Source organism: Martinezella sp. CNPSo 3957 (assembly GCF_057784395.1).
This window is the reverse complement of the sequence record NZ_JBXSOU010000006.1, coordinates 138,605-162,733: the sequence shown is the minus strand read 5'-3', so window position 1 is coordinate 162,733 and position 24,129 is coordinate 138,605. Positions and strand designations below refer to the sequence as shown.

The following is a 24,129-nucleotide window of genomic DNA, read 5'->3' as shown; positions in this document are numbered from 1 at the left end:
GTTTGCGCCGTTTTGTGCCTTTCCTTGCAGCCGCAGCAATGTTGAACAGCTGCCAGACGGTGATGGATCAATCCTATCAGCCGAGCGTTTCGCCCTCCGCCAATCCGCAGATCGTTTCCGAAGTGCAGAAGAACGACCCGCGCGCGCAGATGGGCGCCCGCGAGCATCCGCGCATCCTCGCAAGCTATGGCGGAGAATACAAGGATGCCAAGACCGAGAGGCTCGTTGCCCGCATCGCCGGCGCCTTGACCAGCGTGTCGGAGAATCCGCAGCAGTCCTACCGCATCACCATTCTCAATTCGCCCTCGATCAACGCCTTTGCCCTGCCCGGTGGCTATCTCTATGTGACGCGCGGCCTTCTGGCGCTTGCCAATGATGCGTCCGAAGTCGCCGCGGTGCTGTCGCATGAGATGGCGCACGTAACAGCCAATCACGGCATCGAGCGGCAGAAGCGTGAAGAAGCCGAAGTCATCGCCAGCCGCGTCGTTTCGGAAGTCCTGTCGAGCGATCTGGCCGGCAAGCAGGCGCTTGCCCGCGGCAAGCTGCGTCTTGCCGCCTTCTCGCGCCAGCAAGAACTCCAGGCCGACGAGATCGGCATTCGCACACTGGGCCAGGCCGGCTACGATCCTTACGCCGCCGCGCGCTTCCTGAACGCGATGGAGGACTATAGCCGCTTCATGTCGGCCAATTCCGACGTCGACCAGAGCCTGGACTTCCTTTCGAGCCACCCGAGCACGCCGCAGCGTATCGACCTTGCCAAGGCGCACGCGCGCGAATTCGGCGAGGAAGGTAAGGTCGGCGACATCGGCCGCGACTATTATCTCAACGGCATCGACGGCCTGCTCTATGGCGACAGCCCCGAAGAAGGCTATGTGCGTGGCCAGACCTTCCTGCATGGCGGCCTCGGCATCCGCTTCGACGTTCCGCCCGATTTCCGTATCGACAACAAGGTCGAAGCCGTCATGGCGACCGGCCCCGGCGACATTGCCATCCGCTTCGACGGCGTAGCCGACACCCAGAACCAGAATCTGACGAACTATATCTCCAGCGGCTGGGTCACCGGCCTCGATCCCTCCTCGATCAGGTCGATCACCGTCAACGGCATGCCGGCCGCCACTGCGCGCGCCTCAGCCGACCGCTGGGATTTCGATGTGACCGTGATCCGCGACCGCACGCAGATCTTCCGCTTCCTGACGGCGGTGCCGAAGGGGAATATCGCTCAGCTCGATCAGACCGCCAATGTGCTGCGTGCCAGCTTCCGGCATATGAACCCGGAAGAGGCGGCCTCGCTGAAGCCGCTGCGTGTTCGCGTCGTTACCGTCAAGCCCGGCGACACCATCACCACGCTCGCCGCCCGCATGATGGGCACGGACCGCAAGCTCGACCTGTTCAAACTGATAAATGCCCTGCCAACCGGGGCAAACATTGCACCGGGCGACAAGGTCAAAATCATTTCGGAATAATAGCGGGACGACTTCTCCCGGACGGGAGAAGCGCACACTCAGGCGTAGCTGGCCATCCGGGGATCCGCATCCACCAGGGCGTTGCGGAGCTTGTCCATCGCGCGGCTTTCGATCTGGCGCACGCGCTCCTTGGAAATGCCAAGATCGGCACCGAGCTCTTCGAGCGTCGCGCCGTCTTCGACCAGGCGGCGCGCTTGGATGATCTTCATTTCACGTTCGTTGAGATGTTTCAGCGCCGACGCCAGCCAAACGCGACGGCGCTCGCCGTCGATCATGTCGGACACCTGCTCGTCGGGAAGCGGCTCGTCGCTGATCAGGAAATCGATGCGCTCGGCACTTTCGGAATCGCCAGCAATGGAGGGGGCCTGCAGGGAGGTATCGCTACTGGAGAGGCGCGCATCCATCGTCTGCACATCCGTAAGGCTGACGCCGAGCGTCACGGCGATTTCCTCATGGATGGACTGGACGGTGACGTTGGAATTGCTGCGGGCAAGCTTGGCGCGCAAACGGCGCAGATTGAAGAACAGCGCCTTCTGGGCGGAACTCGTGCCGCCGCGCACGATCGACCAATTGCGTAGGATATAGTCCTGGATCGAAGCGCGGATCCACCAGCTTGCATAGGTGGAGAAACGAACTTCCCGCTCCGGTTCGAAGCGGGCGGCCGCTTCCAGCAGGCCGACATAGCCTTCCTGCACCAGATCGCTCATCGGCAGTCCGAAGTTACGAAACTTCCCCGCCATGGAAATGACGAGGCGCATATGGGCAGTTGCGATCTGATTGCGGGCGCCGCGATCGTCGTGGTCTTTCCAGCGTATGGCGAGATCGTGTTCTTCGTCGCGATCGAGATAGGGAGCAGCCATCGCAACTTTGATCATGCGTCGATCTGCAGACATATTCGTCATATGCATCTCCTGGGTTTCGGCCTCAAATCGTCTCTATGCCGCGGTCGACGAAAAGGGCAGCAAGCATCGTTTCCGAACATCGCTGTTCGGATGGAAATCAATGAATGAAATTGCAAATTGGAAACCGATTATCCGGGCCACCGGATGATCGATGACTAGTCTAGTTCGATCTCATCGAACGGGTCTGACGATTGAATCATCTTCAGATCGCCGGGGAGCTTCGAGTGAAAACGCATAGGCCGGTCCTCGTGAATATCTATAAAACGGCCTGTCTGCATACCCCTCTCCACAGGAGTGTACCCACACGGACCGCCAACACAGGGGCTTAAACGCATCAGAACGGAAAAGGTTCCAAAGAAAAAACCCGGCACGAAGGCCGGGTTTTTTGAAGCATATTGGCGTGTGGCCTTATGCGGCTTCGTCCTGCGAATCGTCTTCTTCGACGACCTTGCCGCGCTTCGGTCCCTTGTTCAGGTTGGTTTCGACAAGGCGAACGGCTTCGGTTTCCGACATCTTGTTGACAGCAGCGATTTCGCGCGCCATGCGGTCAAGTGCTGCTTCATAAAGCTGACGTTCGGAATAGGACTGTTCCGGCTGATTCTCGGCGCGATAGAGATCGCGAACAACCTCTGCGATCGAGATCAGATCGCCGGAATTGATCTTGGCATCGTATTCCTGCGCGCGGCGCGACCACATGGTGCGCTTGACGCGGGCCTTGCCCTGCACGACCTTCAATGCACGCTCGACGAAATCGGTCTCGGAAAGTTTGCGCATGCCGATGCTCATGGCCTTGGCCACCGGAACCTTCAGGCGCATCTTGTCTTTCTCGAAGTCGATCACGAACAGCTCGAGCTTCATGCCTGCGACTTCCTGTTCTTCGATCGCAGTGATCGTGCCGACACCGTGGGCCGGATAAACGATCGCTTCACCAGTCTTGAAGCCATGGCGTGCTGCTGAAGGTTTTTTCTGCTGGGTCGTCATTCTTTTCAAAAACTCCCTGTTATGCGCCCCGTTAGGGCCGGGGTGCCGGGTCAGTCAGGCCCGGATGAGACGGACGTACCGTCGGGTCACTTCATCCTGGTCCAGCCAGACTTATGCAAACAGAAACCCACCCATCGCGATCAGGGACCCGACAACACAATACGTTGATATGTCAAGGAAACCGCGTACGGATTGGTGATTTGCTTTCGTGATGGTTTTGGGCATGCGAAATGCCGCTGTGGATCAGTGTGACGACCCTATCACAAAAATCTGAGGAAATCAATAATTTGCTGCACACGCGCCAAATTGGCCACGTTGACCAGCCTGCGGCCCAATGGCAGTGATTCGCATTCTGCAATATCGGCTACACCTTTATCGAGGGCCTGTCACGGCCTTCGATCAGTCGCCCGTGCCGGGATTGGCCGAGAAATACTTCTCGAATTTTCCCTGTTCGCCATCCATTTCCTTGGCTTCCGGCATCGGGTCACGCTTGACCGTGATGTTCGGCCAGATGGCAGCATATTCCGCATTGACCTTCAGCCACTTGTCGAGACCCGGTTCCGTATCGGGCTTGATCGCCTCGGCGGGACATTCCGGTTCGCAGACGCCGCAATCGATGCATTCGTCGGGATGGATGACGAGGAAGTTTTCACCTTCGTAGAAGCAGTCTACAGGGCAGACTTCCACACAATCGGTATATTTGCAGCGGATGCAATTGTCGGTCACGACATATGTCATGAAGCACTCCAGGAATGTATCTAGCTTCCGCGGATGCGCAACCTGGAACGTCGCGCCCTTTCCACGGAGCCGAACGGGCAGACGAATGCACCATACGCAAACGCGCCGTCCGGCTGGTTACCGGCAGGTTGATCGTGAGGTATCGACTTTGTCAGCCAATTTCAAGGACAAACAATCGCAAAACCCGTCCGCAACAGGCAGAGTTTTCTAATCATCGTCGGAGGTGAGGCGATCGATCGCACGCCGATCCCTTTTTGTGGGCCTGCCGCTGCCGGGTGCCCGCAACGCCTGCTCGAATGGGGTGAGGCGTTTTGTCTCATCCGGCGGAGGCGTCAGATCTTCGTAAAGCAGCCTGGCTTCTTCGAAGGGACCTCTGCGCTCGCCGGCCGACCGCACGATCAACACTATGTCCCGCCGCTCCAGCGAGAGCTCGATGCGGTCACCAGCCTTGACGCCGAAACTCGGCTGCACGACCCGCTCGCCATTCACCCGGACGCTGCCGCTCTGCACATAGACCTGCGCCAATGAGCGGGATTTCACCATGCGGGCAAAGAACAGCCATTTGTCGATGCGCTGGCGCGAACCGGAAAATGGCTGTTTCTCGTCCGTCATGACCTATTTCTTCATCTGCTCCTTGAGGGCAGCGAGCTTGGCGAAAGGAGAATCCGGATCGATCGGCTTTTCCTTGCGCGGCGGCTTGGCTTCGAAGCGCAACGGCTGCGAGGCACCGCGATTGTTGCGATCATTCCGGTCGCCACGTTCCTGACGATCACCGCGTTCGCCGCGGTTGCCCTGATGCTGCGGACGGCCGCCCTCGCGATTGCCGCGCGGACCCTTGTCACTGCCACGAGCCTCACGATTGTCGCGTCCATCGCGGCGATCACGACCGCCTTCGCGATTGCCTTCGCGATTGCCTTCACCGGCTGCCTGCTCGCCACCACGACGATTGCCCTGCTGACCGCGCCCCTCGCCTTGCTGACCGCGACGATCGCCATGGCCGCGGCCACCTTGCCGCTGCTGATGGTCGTTGCGGCCACCCAGACGCCAGAGCAGAACAGGCTTCGGTTCCGTCGGCTCTGCGGCGACTTCTGCAACGGCAACAGGCTCGGCAGCTACGGCAACTTCCGTCTCAGCAGGTGCCTCGGCTGGAGCGGTTGTTTCCGGCGAAACGGCTTCTACTTCCTTAGCCGGCTCGTCAGTCGCGGTGTCGGCATCATCATGGTCGGCCTTTTCAACTGTGGCGTCCCCTGCCGGTGCAGCGGGCGCTGCAGCCGCATCCTGCTGAGCGAGGAAGGCCGTAGCCTCCTCCGCCTTCACCGCATCGGCGCGATAGCCGAGACCCTTGAGGATTTCCTCCATGTCCTCGAGCGTCGCGCCGAGAATGGAGAGCATCGCAGTCGTCGTCGTGAAACGACGGCCGTCATAAGCGCCGTCGGGGCGCGAAGCCTGGCCGGGCTTCCACTGCAGCAGCGGACGGATGAGGTCCGCCAGGCGCTCGAGGATGTCGATGCGCACCGCACGCTTGCCGAGGAACCGGAAGCCGGCAAGCTTGTAGAATGTGCGCTCATAGCCCGGATCGGTAACGACCGAGGTACGGCCAGCGGCCAGAACCGGGATCAGATCGCCATAGCCCGGCTTGTCCAGGCCATCGTTCTTCAGCGCCCAGAGGAGCGTGATGAGCTCGGCCGGAGCCGGCTTCAGCAGCGCGGGCACGAAAATATGGTACGCGCCGAAGCGAACGCCGTAGCGGCGCATCGAGGCACGCCCGTCCTGATCCAGCGATTTCACTTCTTCCGTGACGTCGCGGCGGAACAGAACGCCGAGATTCTCCACCAGCTGGAAAGCCAGCCCCTTGGCAAGGCCCTGCAGATCTTCGGCACGCTGGAGATCGTCCAGCGGCTTCAGGATCGTGCTGATATGATGGTTCACGAAACGCTCGATACGGGCGGCGACATGATCGCGCGCATTGCTGGTCAGCTGTTCGTCGGCCAGCAGGATGACGCGCGGACGCATGACATGATCGCTGCCTGATAGGCGCGCGACAGGGTCGCCGAGCCAGCGCACGAGGCCATCGGCACTGATCGCGAGATCGCCGTTGCCGGCCGCATGCAGGCGTGCGGCACGTGCCTCGAACTCCAGCCCGAGCGCCTTCTGCGAGGCGGTCTGGACAGCCTTGGCGTCCGGGCCCTCGGTCCCTGCGATAGGCGTGAACCGGAATCCGGTCAACTGTCCCACATGATGCCCCTCTACGAAGACATCTCCATTCACACTGATTTCAGCTTCCAGCATCGCATTCTCTCTCAGGCGCTTCATGAGCACAGATGTCCTGCGATCAACAAAGCGTTTCGTCAACCTCTCATGTAACGCGTCGGACAATCGATCTTCGATTTCCCGCGTCTTTTCTTGCCAGTGTGTCGGATCGGCAAGCCAGCCGGGCCGGTTCGACACATAGGTCCAAGTCCTTATCTGCGCGATTCGCGCCGAAAGCGTGTCGATCTCGCCATCCGTCCGATCGGCGCGATGCACCTGTTCGGCCAGGAAGTCCTCTTTCACCGTGCCATAGCGCACGAGATCAGAAAAGAGGGTGGCGATGAGATCAGCATGCTGGGCAGGCGTGATGCGCCGATAGTCGGGAAGCGCACAGGCCTCCCACAATTTCTCAACCCGAGCCGGGTTGCTGGCAAGATCGACTATCTCCAGATCGCGTGACAGATATTCCAATGCCTGCTGGTCTACCGCAGGCAGCGCGCGCGTCAAGCCCTGCACGCGAGGCGCGTCTTCCAAACTGCTACGCAACGCCGCGATCGAAGCGAAATCCAGTTCTTTGGTGCGCCATTGCAGCACCTTGACCATGTCGAATTCGTGTCCCTCGATCCGGCGCACGAGTTCGTCGTCGAAAGGATCGACCTGTCCCGTCACCCCGAAGGTACCGTCCTTGAGATGGCGGCCGGCGCGACCTGCGATCTGACCGAGCTCGGCCGGATTGAGATTGCGGAATTGATAGCCGTCGAACTTGCGGTCCTGCGCAAAGGCGACGTGATCGACATCGAGGTTGAGCCCCATGCCGATCGCATCGGTCGCAACCAGATATTCGACATCGCCGGCCTGATAGAGAGCCACCTGCGCATTGCGGGTACGCGGGCTGAGCGCCCCGAGAACAACCGCCGCGCCACCGCGCTGGCGGCGGATAAGCTCTGCGATCGCATAAACCTCGTCGGCGGAAAAGGCGACGATGGCCGTGCGCTGCGGCAGGCGCGTGATCTTCTTCTGCCCGGCGTAGAAAAGATGCGATAGCCTCGGCCGTTCGAGGACGGTAATCCCAGGCAGAAGCTGTTCAAGGATCGGCCGCATCGTGCCGGCGCCGAGCAGCAGGGTTTCATCGCGGCCGCGCAGATGCAGAAGGCGGTCGGTAAAAATATGTCCGCGCTCCAGATCGCCGGCAAGCTGCACTTCGTCGATCGCAACGAAGGAGGCGCGCGTCTCGCGCGGCATGGCCTCCACCGTGCAGACCGAATAGCGCGCATTTGGCGGCGATATCTTTTCCTCGCCGGTCACCAGCGCGACATTGTGCGCGCCGACCTTCTCGACGACGCGCGTATACACTTCACGGGCAAGCAGCCGCAGCGGCAGGCCGATCACGCCGCTGCCGTGTGCCACCATGCGCTCGATGGCATAATGGGTCTTGCCGGTATTGGTCGGTCCGAGCACTGCGGTCACGCCGCGTCCGCTCAGGATCATGGGCTGCGAAGTCTGAGTCATAGGTCCGTGCATAGGCGAGAAACAGCCGTCTTCCGATCAGCCAGTTCCTCCTGGAGGAAACGAACAGATGACGACCATATGTGACAAAGGCAAGACCCGAATGAAAAAACAGATGCGGCAACATTCGATTTCATATTTGAGCGCCTCAACCATAAGCTACATTTACGTTGCATCCCATGCGAGTCCGGGCGATTCCGGAACAGCCTGAGAACGAATCGGAGACGAATCGCTGACTCCGTCATGTTCCTTATTTGTTCACGACTACATATGGATTTCAATGAAAAGATTCCCACCAAATGCTGAATCTCGTTTACACGGCTTTCCGCAGGAAAAAGGAGTCAAGCGGAGAATCCTCAGCCAGAGAAATTTCGCGCCGCGCCATCGTTAACAATCTGTAAATAATAAAGTTTCGCATGAATCAGCGGACGACATCAACATCCAGGCCAAAGCCGGAACGAATCGGCGACGAATCGCAGATTCCAAGCAATTCTGTTTTTGTTCTCCACAATATCTAGCGTTTTCCCGGCAGGGACATACCGGACTCTGAATGGTTGAGATGCGAATCCGAGCCGAATCTGCGATTGCGGTTCGTCTTTTGACGAGCGCAGCTATAATGAATCGACAAATGCACGCAAAAGGTGCAATCGTTAACACAACGATCAAAGCCGGAACGAATCGGTGACGAATCGCGGATATCAGCGGGTATCGCATTTGTTCACGGCTACATGTTGTATTTCGCCGGAGCAGCATCGCGACATAGAGGTCAGCTTGAAGGGCAATGCTGTTGCGGAGTTCGCTGCAAATTAACGAATCCGCCCACGAACACACCACCTGGACGATATTTGCCGGCGGCAGCATCCTTGTATTCGGCATGGCGGCAAACGCCGAGCCGTTAACCAAAGTTCAAATGCAGAACGAATCGCCGACGAATCACGGACATCCGCTCTTTCTCGTTTCGTTCACCACAACCCTTTGTATTTTAAAGGTATTTTAACCATATAAATGAATTTGCCGCCGCGCCAGCAACCGTCACCCGATGCAATCCTTTTTAAGGGTTTGCTAAGCATCCCAACTGCTGCGCGCGTGCATTTTTATTTCTTAGCCGGAACAATTGTCGCGCATGCAAGTTTCTATGAGCAGAATTGAGGAATTCGTCCATTCACTGGAACAGTTTCGAGTGGGAAAGCTGGAAGGTTAACGCCATATCGAACAGCGATAATGGCGGGATATTCGAGCCGGACGGACATGGAGGAGACATATCATGCTTGGTACGGTATTGCTTGTCATACTGATTCTGCTGCTGGTTGGCGCACTTCCCAGCTGGGGTTACAGCCGGTCTTGGGGGTATGGCCCATCGGGTGGTCTCGGGCTTGTTCTCGTCATTGTCCTCATTCTATTGTTAATGGGGCGCATCTGATCCGCCGACATTGTTCAAACCTCGCAACATCAGGGAGCTAACACCATGAAGAAGATTATCGTCGCGATCGCCCTCGTCGGCGCATTGGCGTCGTGCACGGCAACGGAAAAAGGTACGGCGATCGGCGCCGGTACCGGCGCGCTGATCGGTGGCGTCGCCACCCACAGCTGGGGCGGCGCTGCCGTCGGCGCGGTCGCTGGCGGCGTAGTCGGCAACCTCATCGGACGTTCGGAAGATCGTCGCGGCTACTGCATCTATCGCGACCGCTATGGTCACCGTTACGAGGCTCGCTGCCGCTAAGGCCTTGCCTGACCGGTCGCCACCGGCGGCCGGTCAGGATTCGCTCTCGGAACAACTTTAGGGAGCGGTAGTTTCCTCAACAAAATCTTCTTCCCGCGCCGTCGGTTACGGCGAGGCGGCAGTGTTTTGAGAAAGGAACGGCATCATGGCCGCAATCATCGCAAGCAGTGCAGCACTCGTGCTTACCGGCACCACTTTTTACGCGCTCGTAAGCGCGGCGAGAGCTCGAGACAGGGAGAAGCGGCAGGTCGCCCTTGAGGCCGTCATCCTGGAATTCAAGCCACGACATCGGCAGCAGGCCTCAACAAGAGGATGATTGCTGGCTGAGCTCAGTAATTCCGTTCGTAACCTGCTATACAGGCTGAAGCGGCTCCGTCGCCCCGAACCGCTTCTTTTGTAACCTCGCGCAACTCCCAGCGGAAAACTGGCCGGCGCTTTTCCTGAATTGCCTAGACGAAGAGCTGGCCGCCATTGGCAGATATGGTCGATCCGGTAATGAAACCGGCATCGTCGCTGGCCAGGAAGACGGCGATGCGAGCGATTTCCTCGGGTTCGCCGAGGCGTCCGACGGGAATCTGCGGAATGATGCGCTCGTTCAGCACTTTCTCTGGAACCGCCAGCACCATCTCCGTGCCGATATAGCCGGGGCAAATCGCGTTGACCGTGATGTTCTTGGCAGCACCTTCCTGCGCAAGAGCCTTGGTGAAGCCGAGATCGCCCGCCTTGGCCGCGGAGTAGTTCGCCTGTCCCATCTGCCCCTTCTGACCATTGATGGACGAGATATTGATGACGCGGCCGAAGCTGCGGTCGCGCATGCCCTGCCAGACGTGGTGCGTCATGTTGAAGAGGCCGGTAAGATTGGTATTGATGACCTCGTGCCACTGCTGCGGCGTCATCTTGTGGAACATGGCGTCGCGAGTGATGCCGGCGTTGTTGACCAGAATGTCGACATGGCCGAGATCATGCTCGATCTTGGCGATGCCCTTGCCGCAGGCCTCGTAGTCGGTGACATCCCACTTGTGAACGGAAATGCCGGTCACGTCATGGAAGGCCCGGGCCTTCTCATCATTGCCGGCATAGGTTGCGGCCACCTTATAGCCCGCATTGTGCAGTGCCATCGAAATGGCAGCCCCGATGCCGCGCGTACCCCCGGTTACCAATGCCACTCTGCTCATGTGCCACTCCCCTTTTTTTGTTGCAGAGGCGGGACGCCCGAAGGTCGGGTCGCCCGCTCGCTTTCACCACTTCTTCTGGAAAATTCCCTTCAAGATGCCTTAGAGCATGATGCCGAAAAGTGTCATACGGTTTTCGGGCGACATCATGCTCTATTTCTTTGATTCTAGAGCGCCTCGAAGCACATGGCGACACCCATGCCGCCGCCGATGCAAAGCGTGGCAAGTCCCTTGCGGGCACCGCGGCGCCTCATCTCGAACAGCAGCGTATTGAGGACGCGAGCACCCGAAGCACCGATCGGATGGCCGATGGCAATCGCGCCGCCATTGACATTGACGATCGACGTATCCCAACCGAGATCCTTGTTGACGGCGCAGGCCTGGGCAGCAAACGCCTCATTGGCCTCGACGAGATCGAGGTCGTTGACGGACCAGCCGGCCTTTTCCAGCGCCTTGCGGGAGGCCGGTATCGGCCCCGTACCCATGATCTGCGGATCGACGCCGGCGGTTGCCCAGGAGACGATGCGCGCCAGCGGCTGAATTCCGCGGCGCGAGGCTTCCGTCTCGGTCATCAGCACGGCAGCGGCAGCACCGTCGTTGAGCCCGGAAGCGTTGCCGGCGGTGACGGAGCCCTCCTTGTCGAAGGCCGGACGCAGCTTCGCCATGGCCTCCATCGTCGCACCAAGGCGGATATATTCATCGGCATCGACCGTAACGTCGCCCTTGCGCGTCTGGATGGTGAAGGGAATGATCTCGTCCTTGAAGCGACCGGCCTTCTGTGCGGCTTCCGCCTTGTTCTGCGAGGCAACGGCGAACTGATCCTGCTCTTCGCGCGACAGCTGCCACTGGCGGGCGATATTTTCGGCGGTGATGCCCATGTGGTAGCCGTAGAAGGCATCCGTCAGGCCGTCCTTGATCATGGTGTCGATCATCTTCATGTCGCCCATCTTGGTGCCGGAGCGAAGATTAGCGGCATGTGGTGCCATCGACATGGATTCCTGGCCACCGGCAACGATGATCTTGGCGTCACCGGTTGCGATCTGCTGCAGGCCGAGCGCCACGGCACGCAGGCCCGAGCCGCACAGCTGGTTCACGCCCCATGCGGTCGCTTCCTGCGGAATGCCGGCCTTCATCGCGGCCTGGCGGGCCGGGTTCTGCCCTTCGCCGGCCTGAAGCACCTGTCCGAGGATCACTTCATCGACTTCCTTGGCCTCGACACCGGCGCGCTCCAGCGCACCCTTGATCGCGGCAGCGCCGAGTTCATGCGCCGGAACGGTCGCGAACGCGCCGTTAAACGAACCGACCGCAGTGCGGGCAGCGCTGGCGACAACGATGGATGAACTGCTCATGGAAGCCTCCTCACAGAATGAACACGTATATGAGGCGAAACTGTCAAAGCTTTGCTCCTGAGTCAAACAGCAAGAATTTTCATCGTACAGATTTCACGAAGCTGTCACCGCCTTCAAAAAATCCAATCAAAGGAAAGGCCTTGCCGCATCGCACAAACCGATTGTCACCAAGCTTCTTTTGCGTCTACACTCCGGAGTGGAGGAATATTCCATGCAATCAGACGGGGCCAGGAGACTGATAAATGGCAAAGAATGAGGGCCAGATCGTAATCAAGAAATACGCCAATCGCCGCCTATACAATACCGGCACCAGCACCTATGTGACGCTGGACGACCTGGCGGAGATGGTGAAGAAGGGCGAGGAATTCATCGTCCAGGACGCCAAGAGCGGTGATGATATTACGCATTCGGTCCTGACACAGATCATTTTCGAACAGGAATCGAAGACCGGCAACACGCTGCTGCCGATTTCCTTCCTCCGGCAGCTGATCGGCTATTATGGCGACCAGATGCAGATGGTCGTGCCGAGCTTCCTCGAGCACTCCATGCGTGCCTTCACTGAGCAGCAGACGCAGATGCGCGAACAGATCAATCGCGCATTCGGCGAGACGCCGCTCGGCAAGAACCTGCAACTGCCCATGCAGATGGTCGAGGAGCAGGTCCGCCGCAATACCGAAATGTTCCAGCAGGCCATGCAGATGTTCTCGCCCTTCATGAAGCCGCCGGCCAAGGAAAGCCGCAAGGCCGAAGCCAAGGACATCGACGAATTGAAGGAACAGCTCCGCGCCATGCAGAGCAAGCTGGATAGTTTGTGAGATAAGACGGCACTGGAAAAGGCCTGTGCGTTCATGGAGAGTTTTCACCCCCCTCTGTCACTTCGTGACATCTCCCCCACAAGGGGGAGATTGGTAATTCGCAGCACCTTCTCGCCACAAATCACAGGCGCATCTGCTGAAGCTGACCTATAAAGTTTATTCCAGGAAGAAGCGACATACTCCCAACGATTTCCCCCCTTGTGGGGGAGATGTCCCAAAAGGGACAGAGGGGGGTATCAGCCGCACGGCACGCAAGCAGCCGCCTCCCCCGCACAAACCCTAACCACAAACAGAAAAAGGCCGGCGAAACGCCAGCCTTATCATTCATGCCAACAAGGCAGCGCTAGATTATGCGCTTTCCTTCGGCGTCAGAACCTGACGGCCGCGATACATGCCGGTCTTCAGGTCGATGTGGTGCGGACGACGCAGTTCGCCGGAGTTCTTGTCTTCGACGTAGGTCGAAGCCTTCAGGGCGTCAGCAGAGCGGCGCATACCGCGCTTGGACGGGCTCGTTTTTCTCTTCGGTACAGCCATTCTCGTTACTCCATGTACGGACGAAACATATCTACGGCCAGCAAGGCGGCCGAAACAGACATGCATCAATTTCGGAAATTGGGCGGGCTTATACATGGCTTACCGGGCTTTGACCAGTCCCTAATAGCATTTTTTGGCCGCCGCACCAGATTCGCAGATATTCGAGACCGTATCAGTCCTCGTCCTCTGGCACGGTCCATGTTTCCTGCAATGCCGCTTCCTCCCATTTTTGCCAGGCAGGCAACGCCTTCATGGCCGCCATATAGTCCCGCGTATCCGCCGCAACCGCGATGTCATACCGCTCCAGACGGCTGACGACGGGGGCAAACATGGCGTCCGCGCCGGAAAAATTCCCGAACAGGAAAGGGCCGCCAGAAAAGGCTCTCGCCTCGCGCCAGATGGCCTCGATACGCGCCACGTCCTCCATCACCCCATCGGGTAGATCGCGCCGGGCGACCGGACGGCGCATGTTCATTGGGCAGAAGTTGCGCAGGGCGTTGAAACCGGAAACCATTTCCATGCTGTAGGACCGCGCCAGCGCACGCGCCTGGCGATCTCTCGGCAAAAGCCCGGCGTCCGGGAAAAGCTCGGCCGCATATTCGATGATGGCGAAGGATTCCCATACCTTGAAGCCGCCGTGAACCAGCATCGGCACCTTGCCCGTCGGCGACACCTCACGAATGCGCGGATTTCCACCTGGAAAATCGAAGGGTATCAGCACCTCTTCGAAGGGAATGCCGCACCCTTCAAGAGCAATCCACGGCCGAAACGACCAGGACGAATAGTTCTTGTTGCCGATATAGAGGGTCAGCTTGTCCACGATCGCATGTTCCTTTTTCAGTGCCGGACTCTGAAGGGAAAGAATTCTTTGAAATGATTCATATCGCCCTTACGTCACGGTCAAGAATGCCAGATGACGACAAGCCGATCGAACGACAAGTTCTGATATCAGTCATAAAGGCATTTGATGTATGCGTCGGCATTGCGCGCGCGGCGCTGGATCAGCGAAGCGAGCTGGCTGAGCCCGCGTCCGGGCCTGCTCGCCACCCGGTCGATCGGGTTCGGGAGCGAAACGGCAAGGAGAGCCGCCTGACGTGCCGTGAGCTTAGAGGCCGGCACCTTGAAATGGTAGCGCGCCGCCGCCTCGATGCCGTAAATGCCCGGTCCCCATTCGGCAATATTGAGATAGATCTCCATCATCCGGCGTTTCGACCAGACGGCTGAGGCGGAAACCGCGAGCGGCAACTCCAGCGTCTTGCGTACGAAAGAGCGGCCATTCCATAAAAACAGGTTCTTCACCGTCTGCATCGGGATCGTGCTGCCGCCGCGCGTGGACCTGCCGCGCAGCGTTTCCTGGACCAGCGCCCGCATCTCGCCCCAATCGACACCACCGTGAAAACAGAACTGCCCGTCTTCCGAGACCATGACGGATTTCACCAGCACCGGCGCGATTTTATCCAGCGGAACCCAGCGGCGGTCATATCCCTGAAGGGTAACGGCGTCGCCTACCATCAGGGTGGAAACGGGGTGGACGAACGGCAGCAGATAAAAGACGATGAAAAGATAGGGCAGCAGGAGGACGCCAATCAATACGAGGACGACGCGCTGCCAAACTGGCCTTGCTTTGAAGCGCACCAACGGGGAGGAGCGTTGCGGCACCTCAGCTTCCTCCTCCTCATTATCAGTCGATATGTCCAAGTGCCTGACGTCCACGATCGCTCCATCCCGGTACAACCCCTTAATGCATCCGGGAAACGCTCTGATGCTGCACCCCGTCATACCGTCTACATAAAGCGATGACCAGAGTGCGGCGCAATTCCCACCCCGCCGTCGACGATTGTCATTGCCAGCAACGGCCTCTCATGCCAAACAGCGCCCATGGACAGCACCTATTCCTCATTCGAGAACCGCCTGAAGGACAACGCCGGCAAGACCGAAGCTCTGCTGAACCGGCTTCTCGCCGACGGCAGCCTGAATGACGAGATCGTCCGCCCCGACAGGCTGCTGAGGGCCATGCGCCACGGCGTCCTGAACGGCGGCAAGCGGCTGCGTCCCTTCCTGGTCATGGAATCGGCGGCGCTTCTCGGCGGCAATGCCGAGGCGGCACTGAGGGTCGGCGCCGCAGTCGAATGCGTGCACTGCTATTCCCTCGTCCACGACGATCTTCCCGCCATGGACGACGACGACCTGCGCCGCGGCCAGCCGACCGTACACATCGCCTTCGATTACGCCACGGCGATCCTGGCGGGCGACAGCCTGCTGACCTACGCCTTCGACATCATCGCCGCCCCCGAGACGGAGCTGCCGGCGGATCGAAAAATGGCGCTCGTGCTGGCACTGTCGCGCGCAGCCGGCATCGGCGGCATGGCCGGCGGCCAGGCGCTTGATCTCGCTGCCGAGAAGGAAACGCCCGACGAAAAGGGCATTACCACGCTGCAGGCGATGAAGACGGGGGCGCTGATCCGCTTTGCCTGCGAAGCCGGCGCCATCATCGCTGGCGCCCCGGCCGAGGACCGCAAGCGCCTCAGGACCTTCGGCGAAAAGATCGGCCTTGCCTTCCAGCTCGCAGACGATCTTCTCGACCTGACCGCCGATGCCGCCACCATGGGCAAGGCAACCGGCAAGGATGCCAGCCGCGGCAAGGGTACGCTGGTCGCCCTGCACGGCCAGGAGTGGGCCGAAACGACGCTCGCGAAGCTGGTGAACGACGCTGCCGACCTGCTGTCCGGCTATGGCGACAAGGCGGATGTCCTGACGGAAACCGCCCGCTTCATCGCAAACCGTAAAAACTGATCCCGAAGCACCTTCATGGCGTTGCCCGAGGATGAGCCCATCCACGCGGCAACGGCTACCGGCCCATGCCCGTTCAGCTATGCCCGTTCAGCCATGGCCATCCATTCAGCCATGAAATGTCACCATCACAAGAATCCATGATTGTGCCGGGTGATTTCGGCCGTGTTTTATGACAAGTTGCCGATCCGAGTTGGCCGACAACGCAGAATTCCTCGCGCCGGCCGGCACCCCCGGGAAATCTTCCATGCATGAGACCCTTGCCTATCTGCCGCAGATCCTGCCGGCCTATATCGCCTACCTCATCGCCGTCATTAGTCCCGGCCCCGCCATCATGGCCATCATCGGCACATCGATGACCCATGGCCGCAAGGCCGGCATGACGATCTCGCTCGGGATTTTCGGGGGATCGATGACCTGGGCGATTGCCGCCGCGGCAGGTCTCGCAACGCTGCTGCAGACCTATGCGATGGCGCTGGAGCTTCTGAAGATCTTCGGCGGCATCTACCTACTCTATCTCGCCTACAAGGCATTCCGTGCCGTGCGTGCCGGCGGCGAGCTGCCGACCGCTGTCGAAGGCCCGAAAACGCCCAGCTTCAAATCGCTGGTCCTGCGCGGCTATGGCATTCACGTCACCAATCCGAAGGCGATCTTCGCCTGGCTTGCCATCATCGCGCTCGGCATGCCGCAGGGCGCGCCCGCTTCCGTAGCGGTGCTGATCATCGCTGTCTGCGGCACGACCGGTCTTCTGACATTCATGGGCTATGCGATCCTGTTTTCGACATCGCATGCGCTGAAAGTATATCGCAATGCCCGGCGCTGGATCGAAGGCGCTATGGCCGGCTTCTATTGCTTTGCCGGCATCAAGCTGCTGACGAGCAATATCTGATCCGACCTCGCTTTAGGCGGCGGATCACTCCGCCGCGACGGTCTTCTGGCCGAACCGCTTCTCGATATAATCGGTCACCAGCGCTTCGAAATCGGAAGCGATGTTCGGGCCGCGCAGCGTCATAGCCTTCTGGCCGTCGATGAAGACGGGAGCCGCCGGCGTCTCGCCGGTGCCGGGCAGCGAAATGCCGATATCGGCATGCTTACTTTCGCCCGGACCGTTGACGATGCAGCCCATGACGGCAACATTCAGCGCCTCGACGCCCGGATATTTCTCGCGCCAGACCGGCATGTTCTTGCGAATGTCGTTCTGGATGTTCTGCGCCAGTTCCTGGAAGACCGTCGACGTCGTGCGACCGCAGCCGGGACAAGCGGCGACGACCGGGATGAACTGCCGGAAGCCCATCACCTGCAGCAGTTCCTGCGCCACCTGCACTTCGCGGGTACGGTCGCCATTCGGCTCCGGCGTCAGCGAAACGCGGATGGTGTCGCCGATGCCATGCTGCAGCACATAGCCCATGGCGGCGGACGAGGCGACGATGCCCTTCGAGCCCATGCCGGCCTCGGTGAGGCCCAAATGCAGCGCATGGTTGGAACGCTCCGACAGCATGGAATAGACGGCGATCAGATCCTGCACCTGGCTGACCTTGGCCGACAGGATGATGCGGTTGCGCGGCAGGCCAATTTCCTCGGCAAGATCGGCCGAGATCAGCGCCGACTGCACGATCGTTTCGCGCGTCACCTGCCGGGCCGAGAGCGGCGAGCCTTCGGCAGCGTTCTTGTCCATCAGCGCGGTCAAAAGATCCTGATCGAGCGAGCCCCAGTTGACGCCGATGCGCACCGGCTTGTCGTAGCGGATCGCCATCTCGATGATTTCGGCGAACTGCTTGTCCTTCTTGTCCTTGAAGCCGACATTGCCGGGATTGATGCGGTATTTCGCCAGCGCCTCGGCGCAGGCCGGGTGATCGGCGAGCAGCTTGTGGCCGATATAATGGAAATCGCCGATGAGCGGCACGTCCATGCCGAGACGCAATAGCCGCTCGCGGATCTTCGGCACGGCGGCAGCGCTTTCATCGCGATCGACCGTAATGCGCACCAGCTCGGAGCCGGCTTTGTAGAGGGCGGCGACCTGGGCGACGGTCGAATCAATATCGGCCGTGTCGGTATTGGTCATGGACTGCACGACGACGGGGGCACCGCCGCCGACGATCACGCCGCCGACATCGACGGCAACGGAGGAACGGCGCGGTTTCGGATCGAAATCGGTGGCGGACGACATGTAAAGCTCTCGCAGGCCTCGAAAATGGGTGCCTTTCAGGTGGATCACGAAGCGGTCGTTGTCAACCGCTCCGGCGATCTCTTTTGATCGGACGGAGCTTAGCCGTTACCGGGCAAAAGCGACGAAATTAATGCTTGGCATCCCCGATGCCGTCAGCGTAGCGCGCGAGCGACGAGAAGGCCAGCACGACGAGCAGCAGCACCGGCAGCGTCTTCAGGACCGGCGAGAAGCCGACATGCTCGGCGGCAAAACCGATGGCCGACGGCGCGACCAACATGCCGGAATAGCCAAGCGTCGTGACGACGGAAATGCTGATCCCTGGCTGCAGGCCCGGAATATTGCCGGCCGCGGAAAAGGCGATCGGCACCATGTTGGAAATACCAATGCCGCAGAGCGCAAAACCGAGAATGGCGATCTCCGCATTCGGCGCCAGGGCCGCGGTCAGCATGCCGACGATGGCAAAGACCGTGCAGATGCGCAGCGTTCTGATGGCGCCCAGCCAATCGCGCACGAAATCGCCGGCAAAGCGCATGGTCGCCATGGTGGCGGAGAAAGCGGCATAGCCGAAACCCGATAGCGCCACCGATGCCCCTTTTTCCTGGCTGAGATAGAGAGCGCTCCAATCCAGGACCGCGCCTTCGGGCACCATGCAGAACAGCGCAACGACGCCGAGCAGCCACGGCAGCGGAATCATCGGCAGCTTTGCCTTTGGCTTGGCCTCATCGTGATGCGGCTGATCGCCAAGCACCATCGGCCAGGCAATGGCGACGAAAAGCACGGCAATCGCGGTCGAGGCCTCGGCATGACCGAGAATGCCCCAGCGCGAAATCAAGAGCCCGCCGATCGCCGCGCCCAAAAGGCCGCCAAGGCTCCAGAAGGCATGGCAGGAGGACATGATCGCCCGGCGCATGGATTTTTCGACCGAGACGGCATTGGCGTTCATGGCCACATCCATGGCGCCGATGAAACCGCCAAAGAGGAAGAGAGCGACGGCCGCGGTCCAGACATTCGGGGCGAGCGTCAGCGCCAGGATCATCGGCAGCAGCAACACCGCAAAGGCGCGCACGACGACGCGCGAGCCGCGCACCGCGATCTGCGCGCCGGCAAGCGGCATCATCACGAGCGAGCCGACGCCGAAGACGAGGATCATCAACCCAAGCTCGAATTTCGTCAGTTGCAGCCGCTCGGCGAATTCGGGAATTTTCGGTGCCCAGCAACCGACCATGAAGCCATTCATCAAGAACATCAGCGAGACGGCTGCGCGCGGTTTGGTGAAAAATGGGCTCCTGCGCTCCTTCAAACCCTCCATTCTCGTTCTGTTGTCCATAAAAACTCCTCCCGAATCTGTGCCGCAGTCTATTTAAATCGATTGAAATCTCAACAATCGAAAAAGCCGCGTCAGTCACATTTCGTCTCCGTCTGTTAAAGTGGGGACGATGGCGCTACAACCCCGAATAAATAACACTGCCGGGCGTCACGCTGATAAAAAGTCCTATTGACGGCGTAAAATTAGGCTCCTATCGGTTGAGACCTGTAAGATTCTTTGGCCGGCCTCGAGTCGGGTCATCCTCTGGTGCATCCCCGTGAAAAACTCCATCAGCTATGGCATCCTGCTTACGGTGTTTGCCTACATGCTGTTCACCGCCCACGATTCGGCGGTGAAGCTGCTCGTCGCCTCGATCCCCGTCTGGCAGGTGCTGTTCATCAGAAGCTGCACCATTCTTGCCGGCTGCTTCGTCTTCGAAGGCCCCTCGCTCGTTCAGAAAGTGGCGCGCTCGCCGATCATCAAGCCGATGATCCTGCGCAGCGTCATTATCCTGATCGCGTGGATCTCCTATTATTCGGCCGCGTCCTACCTGCAGCTCGCCGAGGTAACGACGCTCTATTACGCAGCACCGATCGTCGGTACTATCCTCGCAACCATCGTGCTACGTGAAAAAGTCACCGTCGCCCGCTGGATGGCAGTCGGCGTCGGATTCTGCGGCGTGGTGATCGCCTCCAATCCCGTGGGGCTATCGATTTCCTGGCCGGTCTACCTGGCGCTGCAGGCCGCCGTCCTCTGGGCAAGCGGCATGGTGCTCCTGCGGAAAACAGCGCTGCACGAAAAGAGCCACATCCAGATGGCAGTCTCCAACATTCTGTTCATCATCCTGACCGCCGGCATGGCAATCGCCCACTGGCACACGCCGACGCCCTTCCAGATAGTGCTGCTGGCGCTGACAGGCATCATCGCCGGCGCCGGCCAGCTCGCCCTCTTCGAAGGCATGCGCCAGGCGCCAGTTTCGGTGCTGGCGCCGTTCGAATATACCTCGCTCGTCTGGGCCTTCCTGCTCGGCTACCTGATCTGGGGCGACATCCCCGGCCCCAACACCTTCATCGGCGCTGTACTGATCCTGAGTGCCGGGTTCATCATCATTATCAGCGAACGGATGAAGCGGCGGGCAGCGGCGGCTTGAGGTGGAGAGCTGGACAATGACTGTCCGTCAGGTTGCCTGCTGTCGTATCGGTTAGCCGTGCTCGCGGTTCGCTAGCAATTACGGTCCTGGCGGAACGGCAGCTTCTGCGCCAGAAGCGATTATTGAAAAGTCGTCCAACTTCAGTAGGGTTTGACTGGTAGTTTTCGAGGAGTTGATCGCTAAATGATAGTTCGCGACGAACGTCCCTCGGATGACGAGGCAATTAACGACCTAACTATCCGGGCTTTCGCCCCCATGCCGTTTAGCGATGGCACAGAGGCCCCGATCATTCGATCCCTTCGCCAATCAGGTGAACTGACGATCTCGCTGGTGGCCGAGGATGATATTGGAATCGTCGGTCACGTGGCGTTTTCTCCGGTGACAATAAACGGATCGCATGGGGGCTGGTTTGGCCTAGGTCCAATTTCAGTCGAACCGTCCAGACAGCGGACTGGGATAGGTAAAACCCTTGTCTTCGCTGGGTTCGACGCACTTCGGCAGCGTGGGGCGGTCGGAGTGGCGCTCATCGGCGACCCAAAGATATATAGCCGCTTCGGATTTGAGAGCGACGGACATCTTAGCTACAAGGATTTGGAAACTCGCCTTGTGCAGCGTATTGTTTTTTCGGGCGAAGCTCCGAAAGGAGAGCTTCGTTTCGCATCCGCGTTCGAGGCTCTCTAGCAAAGAACTAGTCCGCTTAGAGCTTAAAGCGGCAGTGCCGTTGGCTTCGGAGCACGTCGCAAGAAAACGCTTCCACCGCCGGCGGATAGCCGTCACTCCGCCGGAGCGACGGTCTGTTCGATGGGTTTCGGCTGCCGCATTAGAAGAGCCTGCATTGGCCGCTCGAAGAACTTGAGGAGCACCACCGAAATCCCAATCGTGCAAAGCGTGACCACCAACAGTATTCCGGTCACAAACGGAAGGGAGAGATGCTTGCCCAACAGCTTGAGCGGAAGCTGCAGCGTGTAGGGGTGGATGAGATAGAGCGAATAGGAGGCGTCTCCCAGCAGAACCAGAATGGCCCAGATTCTCCCGGCTGGCATCCGCATAAGCAGGAAGCCCGAGACGAGCAGGACGGCAAGCAGGCTTGAGGCGAAAAGACTGGGGCCGGCGAATGTCACAATGAGGAAATGAGCCCCGCAGGCCAGAAGAATGAGCAGAGCGGCGGCTATATTCGATCCGCTCCTGAAGGCGCTGTATGCCGAATATGCCTTATGAAGCATCATGCCGAGAACGAATTCGATCAATATCGGATTTGTATAGAAACGCCATTCGACCGATCCCTCCGGCCAAATCTCATGCAGCGCGATCAGGAAGAGGACGGCCGCGGAGGCGAACCAGGTTGCCCTGGCGCCAAAGATCAGACAGGCGCCATAAATTATGTAGAAGAACACCTCATAACAAAGCGTCCAGCCCAGGAAAAGGATCGGCTGCACGGCGCCGCCCGTTTTCTGATAGGGGACGAAAAGAAGAGATTTGACGATCGTCTCCACCGTCACGATCGTCGAATTGAGCAGACTGGGTTTCACAAGCGCAATCAAGACGACGACGAATGTCAACAGCCAGTAGAGCGGAACGATTCTGGCAATGCGCTTGCGTGCGAAATAGACAAGTCCGCGCGCCGGATTGGAGGAGTAGCTGATGATGAAGCCGCTGAGAACGAAGAAAACGTCGACGCCGGTCGCACCCATGAAGAAATAATTTCGATCGAGATGGTATTCGATCGCAAGGCCGCTTCCGAAATGGAAGAGAACGACGGAAAAGGCGGCCACGAACCGGAGAAACTGGAGAGAATCCAATTGCTTCAAGTTTGACCGCCGAATGGAAAGCGTCTGTTCGTTAATCATGAGGGCCCCAATCCGCTCTGATAGCTTGCTCCAACAAGGTTGCCATTGCCGCATTGGTGCTGCGGCTTGGATGCCAATCGCATCCGAAATCCTTCGGTTTGACGCGTAAATTCAGATATCGCAGGCGAGTTTCGCCTTTCGCGGCGCTAGCCTGGACGACGGCCTCGATTGCTTTCTCGGCCACATCGAAATCCTTCTGGGACATCATCGGACCGAGTGCGGCGTACAGATAGGCCTTTGGAAATTGATATCTGAGCCTGAAGATGAGCTTGACGTATTCGTCGATGAAATCGCTGGGATTCCTGTTATCCGAAAAGTCGTTCGTCCCCAGATTGACGACCACTGCGGAAACGCGTTCGTCAGGAAGAGCGGGCACGCCCTTTCTCAACGGCGTCACGCTGTCGATGACATCAAGCATGGTTTTCGCATTCTTGCCTGTACGCGAAAGGCCGATTCCGGAAACAGCGAGCGTCGTAAGTTCCATCCCGAGGCTGCGCGCTGCGACGGCGGCATATGTCAGGTATTGATTTTCCGTTCCGGGGCTGAATTTACATCCGGGACCAACACCCTCGAGGCCATAGCCTGCGGTAATGGAGTCTCCGATTGCCACCAGCTTTGTGGCCGATGCTTCCGCGGGAAGGAACGACCCATCGGTTTCGGCGGAAACGAATATGGTATCGCCAATCCATCCCTCGGTGCGACGCGTCGCGCGAATCTCATGGGCGCCTTGCGGCAAGCCATCGGCAAGCTGGTATCGGTGCTGCCCCGCTTGCAGATCAAGGCGCTGGGGAACGCCGTCCAGTTCGACCTCAAGGCTATTTTTCCCGGTATCAACGAGGGTAACCGAGAGCGACGTGCCTTCGAAACGCAACGCAAAACCACTGCCCGGCCAACCGAAAGCCGCATCGCTGGCGGCAACGCGGCCGATCCATTTCGAAGGCCGCTCGATCGTTTCTGCCGCAAAGCACGGCATGAATGTACATAAACTCAGAAAAAGAAACGCAATCGCGACATCAAACCTCATGACCGGCCATGGCCGGCAGCGCGCAATGATGGGCAATTCATCACCTCTTCGGGCTGCGTCAGATCAATTTTGCACTTTAAATTTTCTAGTAGAATCGCAGTTTGATTGCTGCCGGTGTCTCGCGGTAAACTGCCGGGACACGTTAATGGAGGCGCATGCGCATGCCTTGAATGCAAGGTGCCGCGCCAAGACATCGATGAGATGACGAAATAGGGCAGCTTTAAGAATAATAGGGCAGCATTGAGAATTGTCACTATGCCGCACCGCACCATTGATCAGCAATTATTGGCGGTGACGGAAGCAGCGGCTTCCTCGACACTCCGATCGCAAGTTCTTGAGAAAAATATTCGCATTTGCTCTTTTATCTTGCAGTTTTCTACGCTTTCGCGGTGCAAATTTTCTGCGATGTATGCGA

22 protein-coding genes are annotated in these 24,129 nt (G+C 59.1%); 8 read left to right on the top strand and 14 right to left on the bottom strand.

The window, feature by feature from the left end; genetic code table 11:
* Positions 1-38: 38 nt before the first annotated feature.
* Positions 39-1,463, top strand: a complete 1,425-nt coding sequence (locus tag AC13QE_RS16525) for a M48 family metalloprotease (protein ID WP_132720070.1) — start codon at positions 39-41, stop codon at positions 1,461-1,463.
* A gap of 38 nt (positions 1,464-1,501) precedes the next feature.
* Here AC13QE_RS16525 and AC13QE_RS16520 read toward each other — a convergent pair whose 3' ends face one another.
* From AC13QE_RS16520 to AC13QE_RS16500, 5 genes are all read right to left on the bottom strand, one after another.
* Complete coding sequence (locus tag AC13QE_RS16520) at positions 1,502-2,365, bottom strand: RNA polymerase factor sigma-32 (protein WP_132719866.1); 864 nt, start codon at positions 2,363-2,365, stop codon at positions 1,502-1,504.
* A gap of 408 nt (positions 2,366-2,773) precedes the next feature.
* On the bottom strand, positions 2,774-3,346 hold the full coding sequence (locus AC13QE_RS16515; RefSeq protein WP_015341634.1) for a CarD family transcriptional regulator: 573 nt from the start codon (positions 3,344-3,346) through the stop codon (positions 2,774-2,776).
* Between the two features lie 399 nt (positions 3,347-3,745).
* The gene (fdxA, locus tag AC13QE_RS16510; RefSeq protein WP_015341635.1) at positions 3,746-4,084 is read right to left on the bottom strand and encodes a ferredoxin FdxA; all 339 of its coding nucleotides are present in this window, start codon (positions 4,082-4,084) and stop codon (positions 3,746-3,748) included.
* Between the two features lie 207 nt (positions 4,085-4,291).
* Positions 4,292-4,696: an RNA-binding S4 domain-containing protein gene (locus AC13QE_RS16505; RefSeq protein ID WP_488484465.1), complete on the bottom strand. Its 405-nt coding sequence runs from the start codon at positions 4,694-4,696 to the stop codon at positions 4,292-4,294.
* 3 nt (positions 4,697-4,699) lie between these two features.
* Positions 4,700-7,843, bottom strand: a complete 3,144-nt coding sequence (locus AC13QE_RS16500; protein WP_488484464.1) for a helicase-related protein — start codon at positions 7,841-7,843, stop codon at positions 4,700-4,702.
* A gap of 1,261 nt (positions 7,844-9,104) precedes the next feature.
* On the opposite strand from AC13QE_RS16500, the gene AC13QE_RS16495 reads away from it, so the two are divergent.
* Both AC13QE_RS16495 and AC13QE_RS16490 read left to right on the top strand, forming a co-directional pair.
* Complete coding sequence (locus AC13QE_RS16495; protein ID WP_015341639.1) at positions 9,105-9,260, top strand: DUF3309 family protein; 156 nt, start codon at positions 9,105-9,107, stop codon at positions 9,258-9,260.
* A 45-nt stretch (positions 9,261-9,305) separates the two neighbouring features.
* Complete coding sequence (locus tag AC13QE_RS16490; protein ID WP_112336180.1) at positions 9,306-9,560, top strand: YMGG-like glycine zipper-containing protein; 255 nt, start codon at positions 9,306-9,308, stop codon at positions 9,558-9,560.
* Between the two features lie 449 nt (positions 9,561-10,009).
* On the opposite strand, the gene phbB is transcribed toward AC13QE_RS16490, so the two are convergent.
* Both phbB and AC13QE_RS16480 read right to left on the bottom strand, forming a co-directional pair.
* Positions 10,010-10,735, bottom strand: a complete 726-nt coding sequence (gene phbB, locus AC13QE_RS16485) for an acetoacetyl-CoA reductase (protein ID WP_112336179.1) — start codon at positions 10,733-10,735, stop codon at positions 10,010-10,012.
* Between the two features lie 164 nt (positions 10,736-10,899).
* Positions 10,900-12,081 carry an acetyl-CoA C-acetyltransferase gene (locus tag AC13QE_RS16480; protein WP_488484463.1) on the bottom strand — a complete coding sequence of 394 codons (1,182 nt, stop codon included), beginning with the start codon at positions 12,079-12,081 and terminating at the stop codon, positions 10,900-10,902.
* Positions 12,082-12,323: 242 nt separating this feature from the next.
* Between AC13QE_RS16480 and phaR the strand changes: the two genes are divergently transcribed.
* Positions 12,324-12,896, top strand: a complete 573-nt coding sequence (gene phaR / locus AC13QE_RS16475; protein WP_015341644.1) for a polyhydroxyalkanoate synthesis repressor PhaR — start codon at positions 12,324-12,326, stop codon at positions 12,894-12,896.
* Positions 12,897-13,244: 348 nt separating this feature from the next.
* Here phaR and rpmF read toward each other — a convergent pair whose 3' ends face one another.
* The 3 genes from rpmF to mtgA all read right to left on the bottom strand — a co-directional run bounded on the left by rpmF (position 13,245) and on the right by mtgA (position 15,209).
* Positions 13,245-13,430: a 50S ribosomal protein L32 gene (gene rpmF / locus AC13QE_RS16470; RefSeq protein ID WP_006724402.1), complete on the bottom strand. Its 186-nt coding sequence runs from the start codon at positions 13,428-13,430 to the stop codon at positions 13,245-13,247.
* Between the two features lie 172 nt (positions 13,431-13,602).
* Positions 13,603-14,250, bottom strand: a complete 648-nt coding sequence (locus AC13QE_RS16465; protein ID WP_488484462.1) for a glutathione S-transferase family protein — start codon at positions 14,248-14,250, stop codon at positions 13,603-13,605.
* A 128-nt stretch (positions 14,251-14,378) separates the two neighbouring features.
* A complete protein-coding gene (gene mtgA, locus AC13QE_RS16460) occupies positions 14,379-15,209 on the bottom strand; it encodes a monofunctional biosynthetic peptidoglycan transglycosylase (RefSeq protein WP_488484461.1) in 831 nt (276 codons plus the stop codon).
* A gap of 99 nt (positions 15,210-15,308) precedes the next feature.
* Here mtgA and AC13QE_RS16455 point away from each other — a divergent pair, with 99 nt between their 5' ends.
* Positions 15,309-16,223 (top strand): polyprenyl synthetase family protein, encoded by a 915-nt coding sequence (locus tag AC13QE_RS16455; protein WP_488484460.1) that lies wholly within the window; start codon positions 15,309-15,311, stop codon positions 16,221-16,223.
* Between the two features lie 244 nt (positions 16,224-16,467).
* Positions 16,468-17,109, top strand: a complete 642-nt coding sequence (locus tag AC13QE_RS16450) for a LysE family translocator (protein WP_488484459.1) — start codon at positions 16,468-16,470, stop codon at positions 17,107-17,109.
* 24 nt (positions 17,110-17,133) lie between these two features.
* Here AC13QE_RS16450 and ispG read toward each other — a convergent pair whose 3' ends face one another.
* Together ispG and AC13QE_RS16440 are read right to left on the bottom strand one after the other, a co-directional pair.
* Positions 17,134-18,387, bottom strand: a complete 1,254-nt coding sequence (ispG, locus tag AC13QE_RS16445; RefSeq protein WP_488484458.1) for a flavodoxin-dependent (E)-4-hydroxy-3-methylbut-2-enyl-diphosphate synthase — start codon at positions 18,385-18,387, stop codon at positions 17,134-17,136.
* Positions 18,388-18,514: 127 nt separating this feature from the next.
* Positions 18,515-19,714 (bottom strand): MFS transporter, encoded by a 1,200-nt coding sequence (locus AC13QE_RS16440; protein ID WP_488484457.1) that lies wholly within the window; start codon positions 19,712-19,714, stop codon positions 18,515-18,517.
* A 256-nt stretch (positions 19,715-19,970) separates the two neighbouring features.
* Here AC13QE_RS16440 and AC13QE_RS16435 point away from each other — a divergent pair, with 256 nt between their 5' ends.
* Positions 19,971-20,843 carry a DMT family transporter gene (locus tag AC13QE_RS16435; protein ID WP_015341651.1) on the top strand — a complete coding sequence of 291 codons (873 nt, stop codon included), beginning with the start codon at positions 19,971-19,973 and terminating at the stop codon, positions 20,841-20,843.
* 183 nt (positions 20,844-21,026) lie between these two features.
* A complete protein-coding gene (locus tag AC13QE_RS16430; RefSeq protein ID WP_488484456.1) occupies positions 21,027-21,524 on the top strand; it encodes a GNAT family N-acetyltransferase in 498 nt (165 codons plus the stop codon).
* A 92-nt stretch (positions 21,525-21,616) separates the two neighbouring features.
* On the opposite strand, the gene AC13QE_RS16425 is transcribed toward AC13QE_RS16430, so the two are convergent.
* Positions 21,617-22,651 (bottom strand): acyltransferase family protein, encoded by a 1,035-nt coding sequence (locus tag AC13QE_RS16425; RefSeq protein ID WP_488484455.1) that lies wholly within the window; start codon positions 22,649-22,651, stop codon positions 21,617-21,619.
* Between the two features lie 31 nt (positions 22,652-22,682).
* Entirely contained in the window at positions 22,683-23,663 is a 981-nt protein-coding gene (locus AC13QE_RS16420) for an SGNH/GDSL hydrolase family protein (protein ID WP_488484454.1), read from the bottom strand.
* Positions 23,664-24,129 lie beyond the last annotated feature (466 nt).